14 protein-coding genes are annotated in these 17104 nt (G+C 56.9%); 3 read left to right on the top strand and 11 right to left on the bottom strand.

Annotated elements, in window-relative coordinates:
- Nucleotides 1-80: 80 nt before the first annotated feature.
- The 7 genes from E308F_RS02410 to E308F_RS02440 all read right to left on the bottom strand — a co-directional run bounded on the left by E308F_RS02410 (nt 81) and on the right by E308F_RS02440 (nt 7346).
- A complete protein-coding gene (locus E308F_RS02410) occupies nt 81-1469 on the bottom strand; it encodes an NAD(P)/FAD-dependent oxidoreductase (protein ID WP_141263206.1) in 1389 nt (462 codons plus the stop codon).
- Between the two features lie 181 nt (nt 1470-1650).
- Nucleotides 1651-2820, bottom strand: a complete 1170-nt coding sequence (locus tag E308F_RS02415) for an aconitase family protein (RefSeq protein WP_141263208.1) — start codon at nt 2818-2820, stop codon at nt 1651-1653.
- Between the two features lie 230 nt (nt 2821-3050).
- A complete protein-coding gene (locus E308F_RS02420; protein ID WP_141263210.1) occupies nt 3051-4397 on the bottom strand; it encodes a GntP family permease in 1347 nt (448 codons plus the stop codon).
- Between the two features lie 155 nt (nt 4398-4552).
- Complete coding sequence (locus tag E308F_RS02425; protein ID WP_141263212.1) at nt 4553-4987, bottom strand: 2-oxoacid:acceptor oxidoreductase family protein; 435 nt, start codon at nt 4985-4987, stop codon at nt 4553-4555.
- On the bottom strand, nt 4984-5856 hold the full coding sequence (locus E308F_RS02430; protein ID WP_141263214.1) for a thiamine pyrophosphate-dependent enzyme: 873 nt from the start codon (nt 5854-5856) through the stop codon (nt 4984-4986). The genes E308F_RS02425 and E308F_RS02430 overlap by 4 nt, the downstream gene beginning before the upstream one ends.
- An 18-nt stretch (nt 5857-5874) precedes the next feature.
- Entirely contained in the window at nt 5875-7035 is a 1161-nt protein-coding gene (locus tag E308F_RS02435) for a transketolase C-terminal domain-containing protein (RefSeq protein WP_141263216.1), read from the bottom strand.
- 17 nt (nt 7036-7052) lie between these two features.
- On the bottom strand, nt 7053-7346 hold the full coding sequence (locus tag E308F_RS02440) for a 4Fe-4S binding protein (protein ID WP_216364434.1): 294 nt from the start codon (nt 7344-7346) through the stop codon (nt 7053-7055).
- Between the two features lie 452 nt (nt 7347-7798).
- On the opposite strand from E308F_RS02440, the gene E308F_RS02445 reads away from it, so the two are divergent.
- Nucleotides 7799-9733, top strand: a complete 1935-nt coding sequence (locus E308F_RS02445) for a sigma 54-interacting transcriptional regulator (protein ID WP_141263217.1) — start codon at nt 7799-7801, stop codon at nt 9731-9733.
- A 279-nt stretch (nt 9734-10012) separates the two neighbouring features.
- Here E308F_RS02445 and fdhF read toward each other — a convergent pair whose 3' ends face one another.
- The 4 genes from fdhF to E308F_RS02465 all read right to left on the bottom strand — a co-directional run bounded on the left by fdhF (nt 10013) and on the right by E308F_RS02465 (nt 16366).
- The gene (gene fdhF / locus E308F_RS02450; RefSeq protein ID WP_141263219.1) at nt 10013-12709 is read right to left on the bottom strand and encodes a formate dehydrogenase subunit alpha; all 2697 of its coding nucleotides are present in this window, start codon (nt 12707-12709) and stop codon (nt 10013-10015) included.
- Nucleotides 12710-12788: 79 nt separating this feature from the next.
- Nucleotides 12789-14564 carry an NADH-quinone oxidoreductase subunit NuoF gene (nuoF, locus tag E308F_RS02455; protein ID WP_141264077.1) on the bottom strand — a complete coding sequence of 592 codons (1776 nt, stop codon included), beginning with the start codon at nt 14562-14564 and terminating at the stop codon, nt 12789-12791.
- Between the two features lie 152 nt (nt 14565-14716).
- Complete coding sequence (nuoE, locus tag E308F_RS02460) at nt 14717-15199, bottom strand: NADH-quinone oxidoreductase subunit NuoE (protein ID WP_253256431.1); 483 nt, start codon at nt 15197-15199, stop codon at nt 14717-14719.
- Nucleotides 15200-15331: 132 nt separating this feature from the next.
- Entirely contained in the window at nt 15332-16366 is a 1035-nt protein-coding gene (locus E308F_RS02465) for an alpha-hydroxy-acid oxidizing protein (RefSeq protein ID WP_141263221.1), read from the bottom strand.
- Between the two features lie 91 nt (nt 16367-16457).
- Here E308F_RS02465 and E308F_RS02470 point away from each other — a divergent pair, with 91 nt between their 5' ends.
- Together E308F_RS02470 and E308F_RS02475 are read left to right on the top strand one after the other, a co-directional pair.
- Nucleotides 16458-16703 (top strand): AbrB/MazE/SpoVT family DNA-binding domain-containing protein, encoded by a 246-nt coding sequence (locus tag E308F_RS02470; RefSeq protein WP_141263222.1) that lies wholly within the window; start codon nt 16458-16460, stop codon nt 16701-16703.
- On the top strand, nt 16684-17103 hold the full coding sequence (locus E308F_RS02475; RefSeq protein WP_141263224.1) for a type II toxin-antitoxin system VapC family toxin: 420 nt from the start codon (nt 16684-16686) through the stop codon (nt 17101-17103). The genes E308F_RS02470 and E308F_RS02475 overlap by 20 nt, the downstream gene beginning before the upstream one ends.
- Nucleotide 17104: the final 1 nt, after the last annotated feature.

Consider the following 17104-nt stretch of genomic DNA (forward strand, 5'->3'; position numbering starts at 1 on the left):
AATTTATTGTTTGTTTATTCGTTTGTTTTATTTCATCCTCGCCTGGTATCGGGGCCGGGCGCAAGCCAGGCCACCACCAGTTAAGCGCTGGCTATAATAGCCCGGGCGGCAATGACACCGGCCGCCGAAGCCTGGGCCAGGCCGCGGGTAACCCCGGCGCCGTCACCGGCAGCGTACAGGCCGTGGATATTTGTTTGCAGTTCCTGGCTTAAACTTAACCGGGACGAATAAAATTTAACCTCCACGCCGTAAAGCAGGGTATGCCGGGAATAAACCCCCGGCGCGATCTTATCCATGGCCGCGAGCATCTCCACAATGGCCGTAAGGTGCCGGTAAGGGAAGACCAGGGACAGGTCCCCGGGCGTGGCCTCGGTCAGTGTCGGTGTTACCAGGCCCTTTTCCAGGCGGTCAGCTGTGGTCCGCCGCCCCGACAGGAGGTCACCCAAGCGCTGGACCAGGACACCGCCGCCCAGGAGGTTGGCCAGCCGGGCCACATAACGGCCGTAGGCAATGGGTTCCTTGAAAGGCTCGGTAAAGGTCTTGCTGACCAGCAGCGCAAAGTTGGTATTGTTAGTCTTTTTGTCCGCATAGGAATGGCCGTTCACCGTCACCAGGCCCTCGTTATTTTCCAGCACTACTTCCCCGTAGGGGTTCATGCAGAAGGTCCGCACCCGATCGTCAAATTTCCGCGAGTAAAAGATAAATTTAGATTCGTAAATGACGCTGGTCAGGTGCTCCATGACGGCCGCCGGCACTTCTACCCGCACGCCAATATCCACGGGATTGACGACCAGCTTCAGGTTCAACCCGGCAGCCACCCGGCGCAGCCAGTCGGCGCCTTCCCGGCCGGGAGCCAGGACCACATAACGGGCGCTGATCTCTTCACCCCGCCGGGTAACCACCCCGGTAACCCGGTTATCTTCTACCAGGATTTCCTCAACCGGCGTATCCGTGCGCACCTCTACGCCGTGCTCCTCCAGGTAATCCTTCATGGCCTGGAGGATCTCCTGGGTGCGCCCGGTGCCCAGGTGGCGGATGGGAGCCGGAATCAGCTTTAAATCCGCCAGGACGGCCTGGCGCTGGATGTCGGCAATGCGCTCATCTTCCAGGCTGCCGTAGACCTTATCCGGCGCCCCGAAATGGCGGTAAACGCCGTCGACATAATCGATTAAAGCCGTTACTTCCCGCTCCGGTATATATTCACTCAGCCAGCCGCCTACTTCCGGCGACAGGGTTAATTTGCCGTCACTGAAAGCCCCGGCTCCTCCCCAGCCGGATACTACCGAGCAGGGGTTGCAGTGCAGGCAGCTGGAACGCGTCTCCTTGGACGGGCACACCCGGCGATTTAAGCCGTGTCCCTTCTCAAGGATGAGCACTTTGAGCCCGCTTTCCTGCCGCACCAGCTCCAGGGCGGTGAAAATCCCTGCCGGGCCGGCGCCAACGATGACCACATCATATTTTCCAGCCATCCGTCTCCCCTCCTCAACCTGTTTCCGGGCAAAAAAATAGCCCCCGCAACGGGATTAGCCAGAACAACATTATAATTTTACCAGACCCTTTACGGGGCGTCAAGGAGAATCGGCACTCTGAGTTCTTATAAACAATAAAGCCTTCCCTATGGGAGGGAGGCCTATTTCAAGAAGGTATTCGTCAACCGGCCACAATGGCGCCGGCGACAGCCGCCAGGCCGGCCGTCCGGGGTGAAGCCAGGTAAATCTCCGCCTCGGGAGAGCCCATGCGCCCGGGAGTGTTGCGGACCGTAGCTGCCAGCACCCGGTCACCCGGCGCCAGCAAGCCGGCATGCTGCCCCGGACAGGGGCCACAACCGGGAGGCAAAATTACGGCCCCCTGCTGTCGTAAGCTCCAACTCAAGCCCCGGGCTTCCATTTCCTGCAAAACAGCCCTGGATGCCGGTACTAACAGCAGGTTTACGTCCCCGTGAACAGGTCTGCCGTTCATAGCAGCGGCCAGTTCTTCAAAATCCTCCAGGCGACCGCTCCCGCAACCCCCTACCATAACCTGGGTTAAGGGTAAGCCAGCGACCTTCTGTACCGGCTGGACGTTATTCGGTGCTGGAGGACAGGCAACAAGGGGCTTCAGGGTAGAAGCATCAATAGTTAAATCGCTGTCAGCAACCTGTTCCTCTGGTGGGATAATCATTCCTGTCATACAGCCCATTTCGCCGATCAGGTTACAAACGCTCATCCGTCCACTTGGCGAAAGCTTCCAGACACCCTCTCCCTGCAGCAGCAGGGCTTTATTTTTTAAGACGCCTCCTCCCAAGCGTCGCAGGAGTTCCAATCCCAGATCCCGCGGGGATACCCCTGGTGGCAAGCCGCCCTTTATTGTTACTATTACTGTTTCTGGCACCACTAATGGAAGTTGTCCGGTAAGCAGTACCGGTACCAGTTCGGCAGGGGCAAGAGAAAACGCTATGACACCAAAGGCGCCGGCCGTTGTTACATGACCATCGGCACCGGCAATAATCATGCCGGCCCGGGGATGGAAGTATTCAGCCACCACCTGGTGGAGAACCCCCTCACACCTTTCAAAAAGGTTAATTCCCTGCCGGCGAGCGTAAGCCCTTAACTGCAAATGCAGCTGCCGGCTCGCTATCGTCGGCGCCGGCATAGCATGATCGAGAGTGAAAACCACTTTTGCCGGTTGCGCGACTTGTTCCCCTTCAGGCCAGGCAGCCAGGATTTTGGCGGCAGTTCCATCATGAGCAAGAATTAAATCAACGTTGATGGTTATCTCTTCGCCCGGTACTACTCGCTGTATCCCGGCGGCAGCTCCCAGGGCTTTAAGGAAAAAGTTCATACCTGAAGACTTCCCTTCTAAAAATTTAGCCTTCAGTTTTATCTTTTGCACTATAATCGCCTATACAACCACTCGAACATACCCGGGTACATGGTAAAAACGTCTGATGCCTGTAAAATCTATCTCGCCCAATGCAGTATCGGTTAGCCTTTTTTCTGCTTTTAGCTCACCTGGCCCGGATTGGGCGCCTGCAAGCAACTTCCATCCGGGCCAGGTTTTTGTTTACATAATTAAATAAGATGCATAAGCCACATGACATAGACGGCAATCATGGAGAAGATACCACCAACCAGCGTAACACCGCCGTAGGAAATCAAGGCAGATTTAAGTTCCATCTTGGAGAGAGAAGTGCACACCCAGAAATAACTGGAATTAACATATTTGATAATTACCGAACCGGCGGCCCCGGCCAGCATGGCAGCTTCCGGGCTTAAATTAAGAGTTCCCAGCATGGGAGCTACCAGAGAACCTGCGGTAATGACGCCTACAGTCGTCGAACCGGTTATCATGTTGCCAATTACGCCTAAAACAAAGGGCAGGAAAATGGCCGGAACCCCCGTCTGGGCCACGGACTTGGCAATCAGATCTACCGCCGGTGTTCCCTTTAAAATTGCACTCAAGGACCCACCCAGGCCAGTTACAACAATGATCATAGCAGAAGTCCGCAGGGCATTTTCAATCCACTCACTGTTTTGTTTCTTTTTCTGCTCTCCCTTGGTATTGCGGTAGGCCAGCCAAACACCAATGGATAAGGCCACAACCGGCCAGCCTAAATAGGTAAGGGCAAGCCTCAAAAGGCTTTCTTTAGGAAGGGCAAAAGAAGCTACACTCTGCCCGGCAATCAAAATTAAGGGGATGAGGATAGGTGCATATGCTGCCGCCGTGGTGGGCAGTTCGGATTCCATCCCTTTTTCGGCAAATGATTGACCCAGAAACTCTTCTGAAGGTGGTGAAGGCACCCGTGGCCCCACTATTTGTGCATAAACCCAGCCCGCCAGGGAGCCTACAAGGCAGGCAATGCTACCAAAAACAATAATTTTACCCACATCGGCTTTCACCAGGGCCGCGGCCGCCAGCGGTCCCGGTGTAGGCGGCACCATGGCATGGGTAAGCTGCATGGCTCCCACCAGTCCCGTAGCCATTACACTCATATTGGTGCCTACTTTAATAGCTGCCGAATGCACTAATGGGTTCAGAATAACGTAACCGATGTCGGAAAAAATGGCAATACCGATAACGAAGCCGGTCAAGGTTAGGGCCAGCGGCATCCTTTTTTCGCCGATCCATTTAATCATAGTTAAGGTGATTTTTTCAATACCACCCGTATTTTTTAAGGCCTCGGCAATAATAGAGCCAAGGACTATAACAACCGCAATAGATTGGACTGTTTTACCAAAACCGGTTTCAAAGGCTTTAATAAACTTATCCATATCCAGGCCAGGCACAAGACCCATTAGGACGATGGGAATTAAAAGCGCCAGGAAAACATGCCATTTGAACCTTCCAATAAACAAAAATAACAAAGCAATAACTGCCACAAAAGCCGATAAAGCCACAACTGCGTTTTGGATAATCATAAGGTTCCCCCCTATCTATTAATTTTTATTTTCGTCATGATTTCTTTATTTTCCTTCATAACAACTTATACGGCATCCCCCCATTCTTTTTAGTAAAATATTCAGCATCACTCCTTTCCTAAAATTCTATAAGCAAAACGCCAGAAAAACTTCCCTTAATTGTGATGCTGGAGCATGCCCAACTTACTTAATTCCGCTAAAATCATTTCTTCTTTTTTATCTATACTTGCGTCCGAATCAAGGGATAGCAACTGCCAATTTACCCTCTGATTACTTCTTTTTACCGCTGGATCGACGTTAATGGCTATAACTATCCCCCCAGCTTTCAATCCCCGGGTTACATCCATAATACCCAGCAGGCTGTTATCCAGGAGCACCACGACATCCGGACGGCTGGCATTGGCCGAGCGTTCCCGGATAAAACTATCAGCAATACGCACCACCGTATACATAGGCGCCCCCGGCCGGTAAGCGGCAAAGTTTTCAAAGACCTGGACATATTTACCTGCCGCCAGGGCGGCTTGAGCTACTTTACCGGCCAGGGCGGCCACCGGCTGGCCGTAACGGCCGTGGAAGCGGATTTCGATCATGACTGCACCTCCTGGAAGCGGCGGTCAGCCTCGGCCTGAAGGGCCTCGACGGCCGCTTCATCCATGTTCTTAAAGCGCCCCTGAAGCCGCAGGTACTCCCGCACCGGTATACGGCGTTCCGGGACGACTGTTAACCGCCGCCGGCCGCCTATCTCTTCATAAAGCTGCCACAGGCCGCACTCTACTGCCAGACGGGCGAGCTGCACCGTCTGGTCCTCCCGAATACCCCAGCCTCTAAAGCAAGGGGCCAGGATGTGGATATAGCGGAAGCCCTGAATGGCCCTGGCCTTCTGGAATTTCCGGATCAGGTCCAGGGGATAGGCGACTGAAGCCGTAGCCAGATAGGCCGGGTGGTGGGCGGCCATGATGGCCAGCATGTCTTTGCGCGGCGTAGGCTTGCCGGCGGGCGTGTCAGGCGTGACCGCCTGGTAAGGGGTAACGCTGCCGGCCTGGCCGCCGGTATTCATATAAGTTTCATTATCATAGCAGACGTGGATGATATTCTCCTGGCGTTCCGCCGCTCCGGTCAGCGACTGGAAGCCTATGTCGGCCGTTCCGGCGTCACCGGCCCAGGAAACGACATTGACATCTATAATCCCCTGGATGTCCAGGGCCGCCCGGATACCGGAGGCGACGGCCGGAGCGCATTCAAAAAGGGAATGGTAAAAGGGTATCTCCCAGGCGGTACTTAAGCCCGAACCGCCGATGGTGGCCATACAGGAAGCAGGAATGGTAACAATGGTCCGCGGACCCAGGGCCTTCATGGCCTGGCGCACCGCCAGGGCCGCCCCACACCCGCGGCAACCGCCGTGGCCCCCGGTAAAAAGCTCGTCTTGCGGTATTTCGGCCAATGTCTTGTATACTTCCATATCTTCTCACCTCCGGCCTTACAGCCCATGCCATTGATAGAGCGCCGGAATCTTTCCGGCGGCAAGTCCTTCGTTTACCTGCCGGTAAATGGTGATTAAATCTTCAACACCTACATCCCGTCCGCCGAGGCCGAGGATATAACTGTAAACCGGTACCTTCGTAAATCCGTAGAGAACGGCCCGCAGTTCCCGGCCCAGGGCGCCCCCGGCGCCGTAAACGATATTTTTATCCAGGGCGACTACGGCCCGGGTATGATGCATCATTTCTCGCACCGTATCCGCCGGGAAGGGCCGGAAAAGGCGGATTTTCAGCAGCCCCACCTTTTCTCCTGCGGCCCGCAGAGCGTCGACGGCAATCCTGGCCGTGCTGACCAGGGAGCCCATAGCCACCAGTACGATTTCCGCATCCTCCAGGCGGTAGCCCGATACGGCACCGCCCCAGTCGCGGCCCGTTAGTTTGGCATAATTCGCGCTAACCTCCTGCAAGACTTCGCCCGCCCGCTGCAGGGCGGCATCCTGATGGTATTTGTAGTCCATATATAGTTCCGGGCCAGTAACGGTATTGACCGCCAGGGGGTTATTTACATCCAGGACCGGCCGCCGCACCAGGGGCAGGAAGGTATCTACTGCTTCCTGCTCCGGCAGGTCTACGGTTTCCCGGGTATGGGATTGGATGTAACCCTCATAGTTGACCATTACCGGCAGGCGCACCCGCTCGTCTTCACCCAGGCGAAAAGCCTGGATGAGGCTGTCCAGGACTTCCTGGTTGTTCTCGCAGAAAAGCTGGATCCACCCGCATGCCTCCTGAGCCACAACATCGCCGTGCTCCGGGAAGCGGCTGTGGGGGGCCGCCAGGGCCCGGTTGACTACAGCCATGACCACCGGCTGGCGGAGGCCGGAAGTATGGTAGAGGACCTCGCTCATATAGGCCAGGCCCTGGGAATTGGTAATGAGAAACGATCTGGCTCCGGCCATGGCCGCCCCCAGGGCCGCGGCCATGGCGCTGTGGTCGGACTCCACCCGGACAAAATTACATTTGAGGTTGCCGTCGGCTATAAACTGCGTAATCTTTTCCATGACCGGCGCCGCCGGGGTAATAGGGTAGGAAGCCAGGACTTCTACCCGCGCCAGGCGGGCGGCATGGGCGGCCGCTTCGTTGCCGTTTAATAACAGGTGCATTTTCATTCACTCCCTGCTTACTTCTCAATAAACCCCCGGTTGCCGGCATGTTCCGGAACCATGGTGATAGCCCGGGCGGGGCACTCGACGGCGCAGATGCCGCATCCTTTGCAAAAACGCAAATCCACTCTCACTTCCCCTTTATCTGTCGCCAGGGCTGCGTCCGGGCAATACAGCAGGCACTCGCGGCAGAGATTACATTTTTGTTTATCAATCACCGGCCGCCGCTCGCGGATACGCTCCATGGCCGCCCCCGCGGCCATGGTACCCGGCCTGGCCGATGGTACTACCGGTAGCTCTTTAGCCGCCACTTTTATTCGCCTCCTCCGCTAAGACAACAGACATTAATTAATATTGCAAAATTCATGCCAGCCCGCGGGAAATGACCTGGTATTTTTTTACTGCCTTACAACCCTTGCTATTTAAAGACCCCGGGGAAAGAAAAGCCGGCCGCAGCAGCCGGACGGATCCCCTTATGTTTCATCAATATTACTTATACGACCAAACGTAACGTTCATGTATGTTTCAAGGGGATAGCGGTTAAAAACAGAAATATTTCCTTGACAACATTTTGCTTTTTATAGCAGCCATTTTTTTCCTGGTTTAACGAGTTTCTTTTAAATATAGAACTAAAAACGAAAATTTTGCAACCCGGCAAGGAAAAACCATCTTAACGTCGAATAGTAACATCAAAATCTGTCATGTTTCTTTTTTGTAACGGCCTATCGCCGTTTCCGGATTGAAACTCAGGGGGAACGGTTTCGTGGCAGAAATTGCTTTTATTGCTCCCTACGAAGACCTGGCCCACATCGCCCGCCAGGTGAGCCTGGAGCTGGGCCTGGATCTATCCATCCACGTTGCCAGGATGGAAGAAGGGGCAAACCTGGCCCGCGATCTGGCTAGAAACGGTTGCCAGGTCATTGTCAGCCGCGGCGTAACAGCCTGGCTCATCCAGCAGGCCGTGGACCTCCCGGTGGTCGACGTTCCCATTGGCGGTTACGATATCCTGCGAGCCTATTACCAGGCCAAACAATTCGGCGGCCCCATCGGCATCGCTGATGTCCCCGATGTCATCCAGGGCCTGGAGAGCCTGGAAACCATCCTGGGAGATACTTTTCTCAAATACACTCTAAAAAACCAGGATGATGACATCCGGCGGGGCATTCTGGCCCTCAAGGAAGCCGGTGCCGAAGTAATCATCGGCAAAATTGCCATGGCCCGCGAGGCGCGCAATTTCGGCCTAAACAGCGTCATCATTACCTCCGGCAAGGAAACGGTCTACCAGGCCCTCAAGGAGGCCCAGCGGGTGTTACAGGTCCGCCACCAGGAGAAACGCCGGGCCGAACAACTCAAGGCCATCCTGGACTTTGCCTATGACGGCATTATCGCCCTGGATGAAGAAGGCCGCATAACCGTCTTCAACCCCGTGGCGGAAAAACTCTCCGGCTGGCGCGCCGGGGATGCTATCGGCCGCCCGGTAACGGAGGTCATCCCCAATGCCCAGTGCCATATCTTGTTAAAGACAGGAAAGCCGGAACTTGGTGAGCTGCTGGACATCGGCAATACCAGGGTGGTGGCCAACCGCGTACCCATCATTGTCGACGGCCGCACCGTAGGAGTGGTAACTACTTTCCAGAATATTTCCAGCCTGCAAAGCCTGGAGCACAAGGTCCGGCGCCGCCTGGCCGGGCGCGGCCACGTGGCCAAGTATACCTTTGCCGACATCCTTGGCGAAAGCCCGGCCTTGAAGGAAGCCGTGCGTCTGGCCCGGGAGTACGCCTCCGTCCAGTCCACGGTCCTCATTCATGGTGAGACAGGTTCAGGCAAGGAAATGTTCGCCCATGCCATCCACCTGGCCGGCCCCCGGCAGGACGGTCCCTTTGTAGCCGTCAACTGCGCCGCCCTGCCGGAAAACCTCCTGGAAAGCGAGCTTTTCGGCTACGCCGAGGGGGCCTTTACCGGCGCCCGCAAAGGCGGCAAACCCGGCCTTTTCGAACTCGCCCACGAGGGGACCATCTTCCTGGATGAAATCGGGGAAATGTCGCCCCGCCTCCAGGCCCGGGTACTGCGGGTCCTGGAAGAAGGGGAGATCATGCGCCTGGGGGATGACCGCATCATCCCCGTCAACGTAAGGGTTATTGCGGCCACCCACCGCAATCTCGCGCAGATGGTCAAGGAGCAGGCCTTCCGGGAAGACCTTTACTACCGCATCAACGTCCTTAACCTGGAAATCCCGCCTTTGCGGGAGCGCGGGGCTGATGTGCTCCTCCTGGCCGAACATTTCCTCCAGGAGTTCTGCCGCCAGTTGCAGCGGCCGGCAGGGAACCTCACGCCGGAGGCAGCCAGGGAGTTGCTCCAGTACCAGTGGCCGGGCAACATCCGGGAGCTGCGCAACTGCATGGAACGCCTGGCCTTACGCTGCCATGGGACCACCATCAGCGCTGCTGAGGTTCGCCAGGCTCTGGGGTTGGTAACAGCGCCGGAGCCCGGGAACCCCGGAGAAGGTGCACCAGGAGAAGGACGGATAGAAAGACTGGCCGGCCAGGTAAACATCCTGGAACGCGGCCTGATCATGCGCGTTCTGGCCGAAACGGGGGGCAACAAGGCCGAAGCCGCCCGCCGCTTAGGCGTCAGCCGCACCACCCTGTGGCGGAAGTTAAAAGAGGAAAATAAGATAGACAAAGCTGGTAAAGCATAGTAAGATGTTATCAGAGGAGCGAAAGGGGTGGCAGCTATGGCTGAAGAAGCCTACAAAAACAAATCAGCGACACTAAGAATGACCTTGAGGCCAAGATAAGTAATGTCAAAAACGATCTACAAAAGCAAATAAGTGACACTAAAGAAGCCCAGGAAGCCAGGTTTGATAATAAAATTGAAGCCCTACGCCAGGAAGTAAAAAATGATATCAACCGTCTTGATGGCAAACTGGAAAAGGGGTGCATAACAGCACCCCTTAGTTTTTAACGCTGGACGGTTTTCAACTCGCCGGTTCCAACCGTACCGCGGTCACCTTGTATTCCGCCGTCTTGGCGATGGGGTCAAAGGCGGCGTTGGTCAAGATGTTCACCGGGGACTCTTTGTAGTGGTAGGTCATGAACATTATCCCCGGCGGTACCCGGTCCGTCACTTTAACCTTCGTCACCAGTCGGCCGCGGCGGGAGACTACTGTTACCCTGTCCCCCGTCCGGACACCCAGCTCGGCCGCCTGGGCGGGGTTTATTTCCGCGTATTCTTCCGGCCGGTAGCTTTCCAGGGACGGCGAATGGCGGGTGGTGATGCCGTAGTGGTACAGCATGCGGCCGGTAGTCAGCAAAATGGGATATTCCTCGTCCGTCAGCTCGGCCGGAGGCTGATACTCAATACCCTGGAGCAAGCCCTTGCCCCGCGGGAACCTGCCGGCATGGAGGAATTTAGTCCCCGGGTGTTCCGGCGTTGGGCAGGGCCACTGCAGGCCGTTACCCTCCAGGCGGGCGTAGCTCATACCGGCATAGCTGGGGGTGAGGCTGGCCATCTCGGCGAAGATCTGCTCCGGGGAGTCGTAGTGCATTGGGTAGCCCAGGCGCGTTGCCAGATCGCAAATAATCTGCCAGTCGGGCCGGGATTCTCCCCTGGGCCTCAAGGCCCGGCGCACCCTTTGCACCCGGCGCTCGGTATTGGTGAAGGTGCCGTCCTTCTCCAGGAAACTGGCGCCGGGCAGGATGACGTCGGCAAACTTCGCCGTCTCGGAGATAAAGAGATCCTGCACTACCAGGAAGTCCAGGTTGGCCAGGGCTTTGCGCACGTGGGTGATATCCGGATCCGTCAGGGCCGGGTCTTCGCCCATGATGTACATGGCCCTGATATAGCCCTCCGTCGCCAGGTCGATCATCTCCGGGATGCGAAGGCCCGGGGTGGCGTCCAGCCGGCAGTTCCAGGCGGCAGCAAAGCGCTCTCGAACCTCCGGGTTGGCCACCTTCTGGTAACCGGGGAAGACGTCGGGCAGGGCACCCATGTCACAGGCCCCCTGGACGTTATTCTGGCCACGTAAGGGGTTGACGCCGCTGAACTCTTTGCCCACATGGCCGGTAATCATGGCCAGGTTGGCCAGGTTCATGACGTTGCTGGTACCGCTGGTATGCTCGGTGATGCCCAGGGTATAGAAGATCCCCGCCCTGTCAGTCGTGGCATAAAGCCGCGCCGCGGCGTAGATCTTCTCCGCCGGCACGCCGGTAATCCCCGCCACCCGCTCCGGCGGGTAGTTCTGGACTACAGCCCAGAGGTTTTCAAAACCTTCCGTCCGTTCCTCAATAAACTTTTTATCCACCAGGCCTTCCGTGATGATGACATACATCAGGCCGTTAATTAAAGCCACATTGGTCCCCGGCCTGATGGGCAGCCACAGGTGGGCGTGCTCCACCAGCTCAATCCGGCGCGGGTCAACAACGATGAGCTTTGCTCCCCGCCGGGCAGCCTGTTTCATCTTCTGGCCGATGACCGGGTGGGCTTCGGTGGTGTTAGAACCGATAATGAGCAGGACGTCGTTATGCTCGATTTCAGCGATGGAGTTCGTCATAGCGCCGCTACCGAATGCTATGGCCAGACCGGCCACGGTAGGGGCGTGTCAGGTCCGGGCGCAGTGATCGACGTTGTTGGTGCCGATCACCGCCCGCATGAACTTCTGCATCAGGTAGTTTTCTTCGTTGGTACACCGGGCCGAACTTAAAGCGCCGATGGCCCGGCTGCCGTACTGCTCCTTGATCTCTTGCAAGCGCCGGGCGGTAAATTCCAGGGCCTCGTCCCAGGTAGCTTCCCGGAAGCGACCCTCGCCCCGCTCGCCCACGCGGATGAGGGGCCGGGTAATGCGGTCCGGGCTTTCAGCAAAGTCGACGCCGAAGCGGCCCTTGACGCAGAGCCAGCCGCTGTTGACCAGGGGGTTGTCATAGCCGCGGACGCGCACCACATGGTCGTCCTTCACGCTGACCTCCAGGTTGCAGCCCACGCCGCAGAAGGTGCAGGTGGTCCGCACTTTCGTCAGCTCCCACTCGCGGCCCTGCCATAAACTCGCCTTCTCCGTCAGGGCCCCCACCGGGCAGACCTGGACACAGTTGCCGCAAAAGACGCATTCTTCCGATTCCCTTAAGGTCAGATCCATGGCCGGGGTTACCCTGGTGTTGAAACCGCGGTGGGCAAAGTCGATGACGTTGTTAACCTGGACTTCCGCGCAAACGCGGATGCACTTGCCGCACAGGATGCACTTGTTCATATCCCGCACGATGAAGGGGTTGTCATCCTCCAGGGGATAGTCGTGTTTTTCCCCGTGGAATTTGTCTCCCCTTACGCCGTAATAGTAGGCGTAATCCTGCAGGCTGCAGGCGCCGCTCTTGCTGCAGGTGAGGCAGTCCCGGGGATGGTTGGCCAGCAATAATTCCAACATCATTTTGCGGGCTTCAATTACAGCCGGCGAAGCCGTCTGCACCACCATGCCCTCGGCGACGGCGGTCACGCATGAGGCCGGCAGGCCGCGCATACCCTCGATTTCCACCACACACAGGCGGCAGCCGCCCCAGGGCGTGAGCTTCGGGTCATGGCAGAGGGTAGGGATAAAGATGCCGTTGTCCCGGGCGGCCTGCAAGACCGTTGTCCCGGCCGGTACGGTTATTCTCTTGCCATCTATGGTCAAGGTGACATCAGCCATCTGTTTTCCCCCCTACGTAAATAGATGTGGGAAATGGGAAGTGGGAAGTGGGAGGTGGGAAGTTGGAGCTTAAAGTACGCTACAACCTGGATATCGCCCCGAACTTGCACTTCTCCATACAACTGCCGCACTTGATGCACAGGGCGGAATCAATGCGGTGCGGCTGTTTTTTCTCGCCGCTGATGGCCCCCGCCGGGCAGGCCCGGGCACAGGCGCCGCAGCCGGTACACTTGTCGGCGTCAATGGTATAGACCAGCAAGGCCTGGCAGACGTGGGCCGGGCAGCGCTTATCTTTGATGTGGGCCTCATATTCGTGGCGGAAGTACTGGAGGGTGGAGAGGATGGGGTTGGGACAGGTCTGCCCCAGGCCGCAGAGGGCCGTGTTCTTGACTACCCGCGCCAGCGTTTCCAGGGTATCCAGATCCTCCATCTTCCCCTCACCCTCGCATATACGGGTGAGGATCTCCAGCATCCGTTTGGTGCCCTCGCGGCAGGGAGTACACTTGCCGCAGGATTCCGCCTGGGTAAAGTTCAGGAAAAAGCGGGCCACATCCACCATGCAGGTATTCTCATCCATGACCACCATGCCGCCGGAACCCATGATGGCCCCCGCGGCAGTGAGGGATTCGTAATCCACCGGCAGGTCCAGCTTGTCTTCCGGCAGGCAGCCGCCCGACGGCCCACCGATCTGGACGGCCTTGAACTGCTTATCATCCTGGATACCGCCGGCGATATCAAAGATAATTTCCCGCAGGGTTATACCCATGGGCACTTCGATGAGCCCGGTCTTCTTGATCTTGCCCGTCAGGCAGAAGACCTTGGTCCCCTTGCTCTTTTCCGTGCCCATAGAGGCAAACCACTGGCCGCCGTTCTTGATAATAAAGGGGACGTTGGCGTAGGTTTCGACATTATTGATATTGGTAGGCTTACCCCATAACCCCTGCTGTGCCGGGAAGGGCGGCCGCACCCGGGGCATGCCCCGCTTGCCCTCGATGGAAGCGAGTAAAGCCGTCTCCTCGCCGCAGACAAAGGCGCCGGCGCCGGCCTTGATATGCAGGTCAAAATTAAAGCCCGTCCCCAGGATATCCCGGCCCAGCAAGCCCTTTTCTCCGGCTGCAGTTATGGCCGTTTTCAGACGTTTGATGGCTAAAGGGTACTCCGCACGGCAGTAAATATAGCCTTCATCGGCGCCTATGGCGTAGGCGGCGATGGTCATGCCCTCAATAACGGTAAATGGGTCGCCTTCCAGGACGCTGCGATCCATAAAGGCGCCGGGATCGCCCTCATCGGCATTGCAGACCACATACTTTTTGTCCCCCGGGGCCTGCCGGGTAAAACTCCACTTCAAGCCCGTAGGAAAACCGGCTCCGCCCCGGCCGCGCAGACCCGAAATCTTGATTTCCTCGATAACCTGTTCCGGGGTCATCCGGCTCAAGACCTTTTCCAGGGCCTCATAGCCGCCGGTGGCAATATATTCTTCCAGGCTTTCCGGGTCGGTCAAACCCAGGCGGGAAGTCACCACCCGCACCTGACGGCCGTAGTAAGGGCTTGCCGCCATCACCGGGATGTCTTCATAGGGAGCTACCTCACCGGGCACCTGGATCAGGGCCCAGTCCCTGACAGGTTCCCCCTGCACCACATGTTTTTCAATCAAGACGGGGACCCGCTCCGGGGTTACATCGCCGTAAAACACGCGCGGTTTCCCCGGCAAGACTACTTCTACGATGGGTTCGGCGTAACACATGCCGATACAGCTCGTCTGGCTTATATCTACCTGCAAACCCCGCCTGGCCGTCTCTTCTACCAGGGCCGCCATTACCTTCGCTCCCCCGGCCGCCTGGCCGCAGGTGCTCATGCCCACGGTAAGGGACGGCCTGTCCCCCCGGTGAGATTGCTGCTGCAAAGTATCCCGCCATTCCTTCAGGTCCAGCAATTCGGTTTCACCCCCGCCTAAAATCGAAGTCTTTTTATCCAAGCTGTAGAAGCTCGCGACGTCACATCGTATAGCTAGTATTTTTCCAGTATGGTCGGGATCTTCTCAGGCGCCAGCCGCCCGTAGGTTTCTTCGTTAATCATCATCACCGGGGCCAGGCCGCAGGAACCCAGGCAGGCCACCGTTTCCAGGGTAAAGCGGCCATCGGGGGTGGTTTCATTTTTACCTATACCCAGGGTCGCCGAAATAGCCTCCAGGAGCCGGGCACCCCCCCGCACGTGGCAGGCCGTACCCTGGCAGACGCGGATGATGTTCCGGCCGCGGGGTTTCAAGTGAAACTGGGTATAAAAAGTAGCCACGCCGTAAACCTGGCTGAAAGGGATTTTCAGCCTCCTGGCAATTTCCTGCATCACTTCTCGCGACAGGTAGCCGTAAATCTCCTGGGCTTCCTGGAGGAGAGGGATCAGGGCGCCTTTAGTTCCAGCATAGCGTTCCAGGACCTCCGCCAGGGCTTTTGCCTTAATGTTCGCATCATTATTGCCACCAGGATCTATCAAATCTAGCCAACCCTCCCATCAAATGTTTTCCACCAATTTAGTGTTATTATAACACTAAATCTACGCACCAGTCAGTAACTTTTTTGTCACTAAATTTTACTATTTTGCATATTTAACTTTGAACGGACAAAATCAAGAAATTCGGATGGGGTGCAATATCCCCGGTCCTATATCCCCTAAATCGCCGCAAGCAGTAAGGCGCATGGCAACGGCCAGGTCGTCGGCCATAGTTTCCAGCTGTAGCCGCACACCGGCGGCACCGCCGCCGATGGCGGCAATGGCCAGGGGACGGCCCACCAGGACCGCCCGGGCGCCCAGGGCCAGCATTTTCAGAACATCCACCCCCGAGCGCGCGCCGCCGTCGGCCAGGACCGTTATTTTATCTCCCACCGCCGCCGCGATCTGCGGCAGCACCGCCGCCGTCCCCGGCGTGTGGTCCAGGGCGCGGCCGCCATGATTGGAAACCACAATGGCCGCCGCCCCGCCGGCCACGGCGGCCTCCGCGTCGGCCACCGTCATAACGCCCTTCAAAATTAGGGGAAGAGAGGTCGCCGCCGCGATCCCGGCAATCTGCTCCACCGTCTTGGGTTCCACCAGCTGGCCGGCGCGGGTCATATTCACCAGCCCGGCAGCATCGACATCAATAGCTATGGCCACGGCGCCGGCATCCTCGGCCCGGCGAATGAGGCTCACTATTTCTGCGTCTTCCCGGGGTTTGATGACCGGGATGCCCCGCCCGCCTGCGGCCCTGATGGCTTTGAGCCCGGCGTCCATAAGTTCCGGCAGGGGACCGTCTCCGGTGAAGGAGAGACTGCCGGCCCCGGCCGCCCCCAGGACAAAGGCCCGCGCCAGTTCTTCCTCGCCGATACGCCCCTGGAAATTGACCCTGGCCCCGGCCACAGCCGCCCCCAGGATGGGAAAGGCCAGCTTCTGGCCGAAAAGCCTTAACCCCAGGTTCTGGTCTTTGCGGTCGTGGAGGACGCGCATGTTGACCTGCCAGGCCGCCAGGGCCGTTACATTATTGCGGAACGACGCTCCGGTGCCAATGCCCCCCATCCCCGGTACACCGGTAGGACAGCGCCGCCCGTCACATACCGGGCAAACGTGGCAGATGCCGTCCAGGAGCACCCTGGCCCGCTCGCGAATAGACGCAAGGGTTACCGGCATAAGCAAATTCTCCTTTCTTAAATATATCTTGATAAATACATATTTTAGCGTTATACTTTACAACAAATAGTATAATTTGGCGGTGATGTGTATGCCTTATATTGTTCGCGTATCTTCAAAAGGCTGGGTCGTTATACCTAAAGAACTGCGCCAGCGTTATAACATCAGCCCCGGAACCAAGATTGTTTTTACAGAAAATGATGGCAGCCTCAATCTTACGCCCGTTCCCCCGAATCCTATCGCCTCAGGTAAAGGAATGCTTCAAGGTTATCACCTGGTAGAAACACTCCTCGCCACCAGAAAAGAAGAGGTAAAAAATGAAGAAGTACGTTTTTGACAGTTACGCCGTCCTGGCATATTTACAAAACGAGCCGGGAGCCGATCAAGTAGAAGCTATAATCGAAGAAGCCCAAAACGAGGCGGCGCAAATTTTGATGAGTGCCGTTAATCTTGGCGAAGTTGCTTATATTATCGAAAGAGCAGCAGGCACAAAAAAGCTAAATGAAGCCATGGCTCTTTTGGAAACGTTGCCGATAGAAATTGTTAACGTAAATAAAGAATTTGCACTAAAAGCCGCTAAATATAAAGCTAAAAACCCAATCGCCTATGCCGATTGTTTTACCCTGGCCCTCGGAGTACAAACCGGAAGTCAAATAGTAACCGGCGACCCGGAGTTTCATAAAGTCACCGGTGAGGCCGGCATCATGTGGTTGCCTGAAAAAATCAAGGCAAAGTAAA

Origin of the sequence: Moorella sp. E308F, assembly GCF_006538365.1 — a bacterium.
GTDB lineage: Bacteria > Bacillota > DSM-521 > Neomoorellales > Neomoorellaceae > Neomoorella.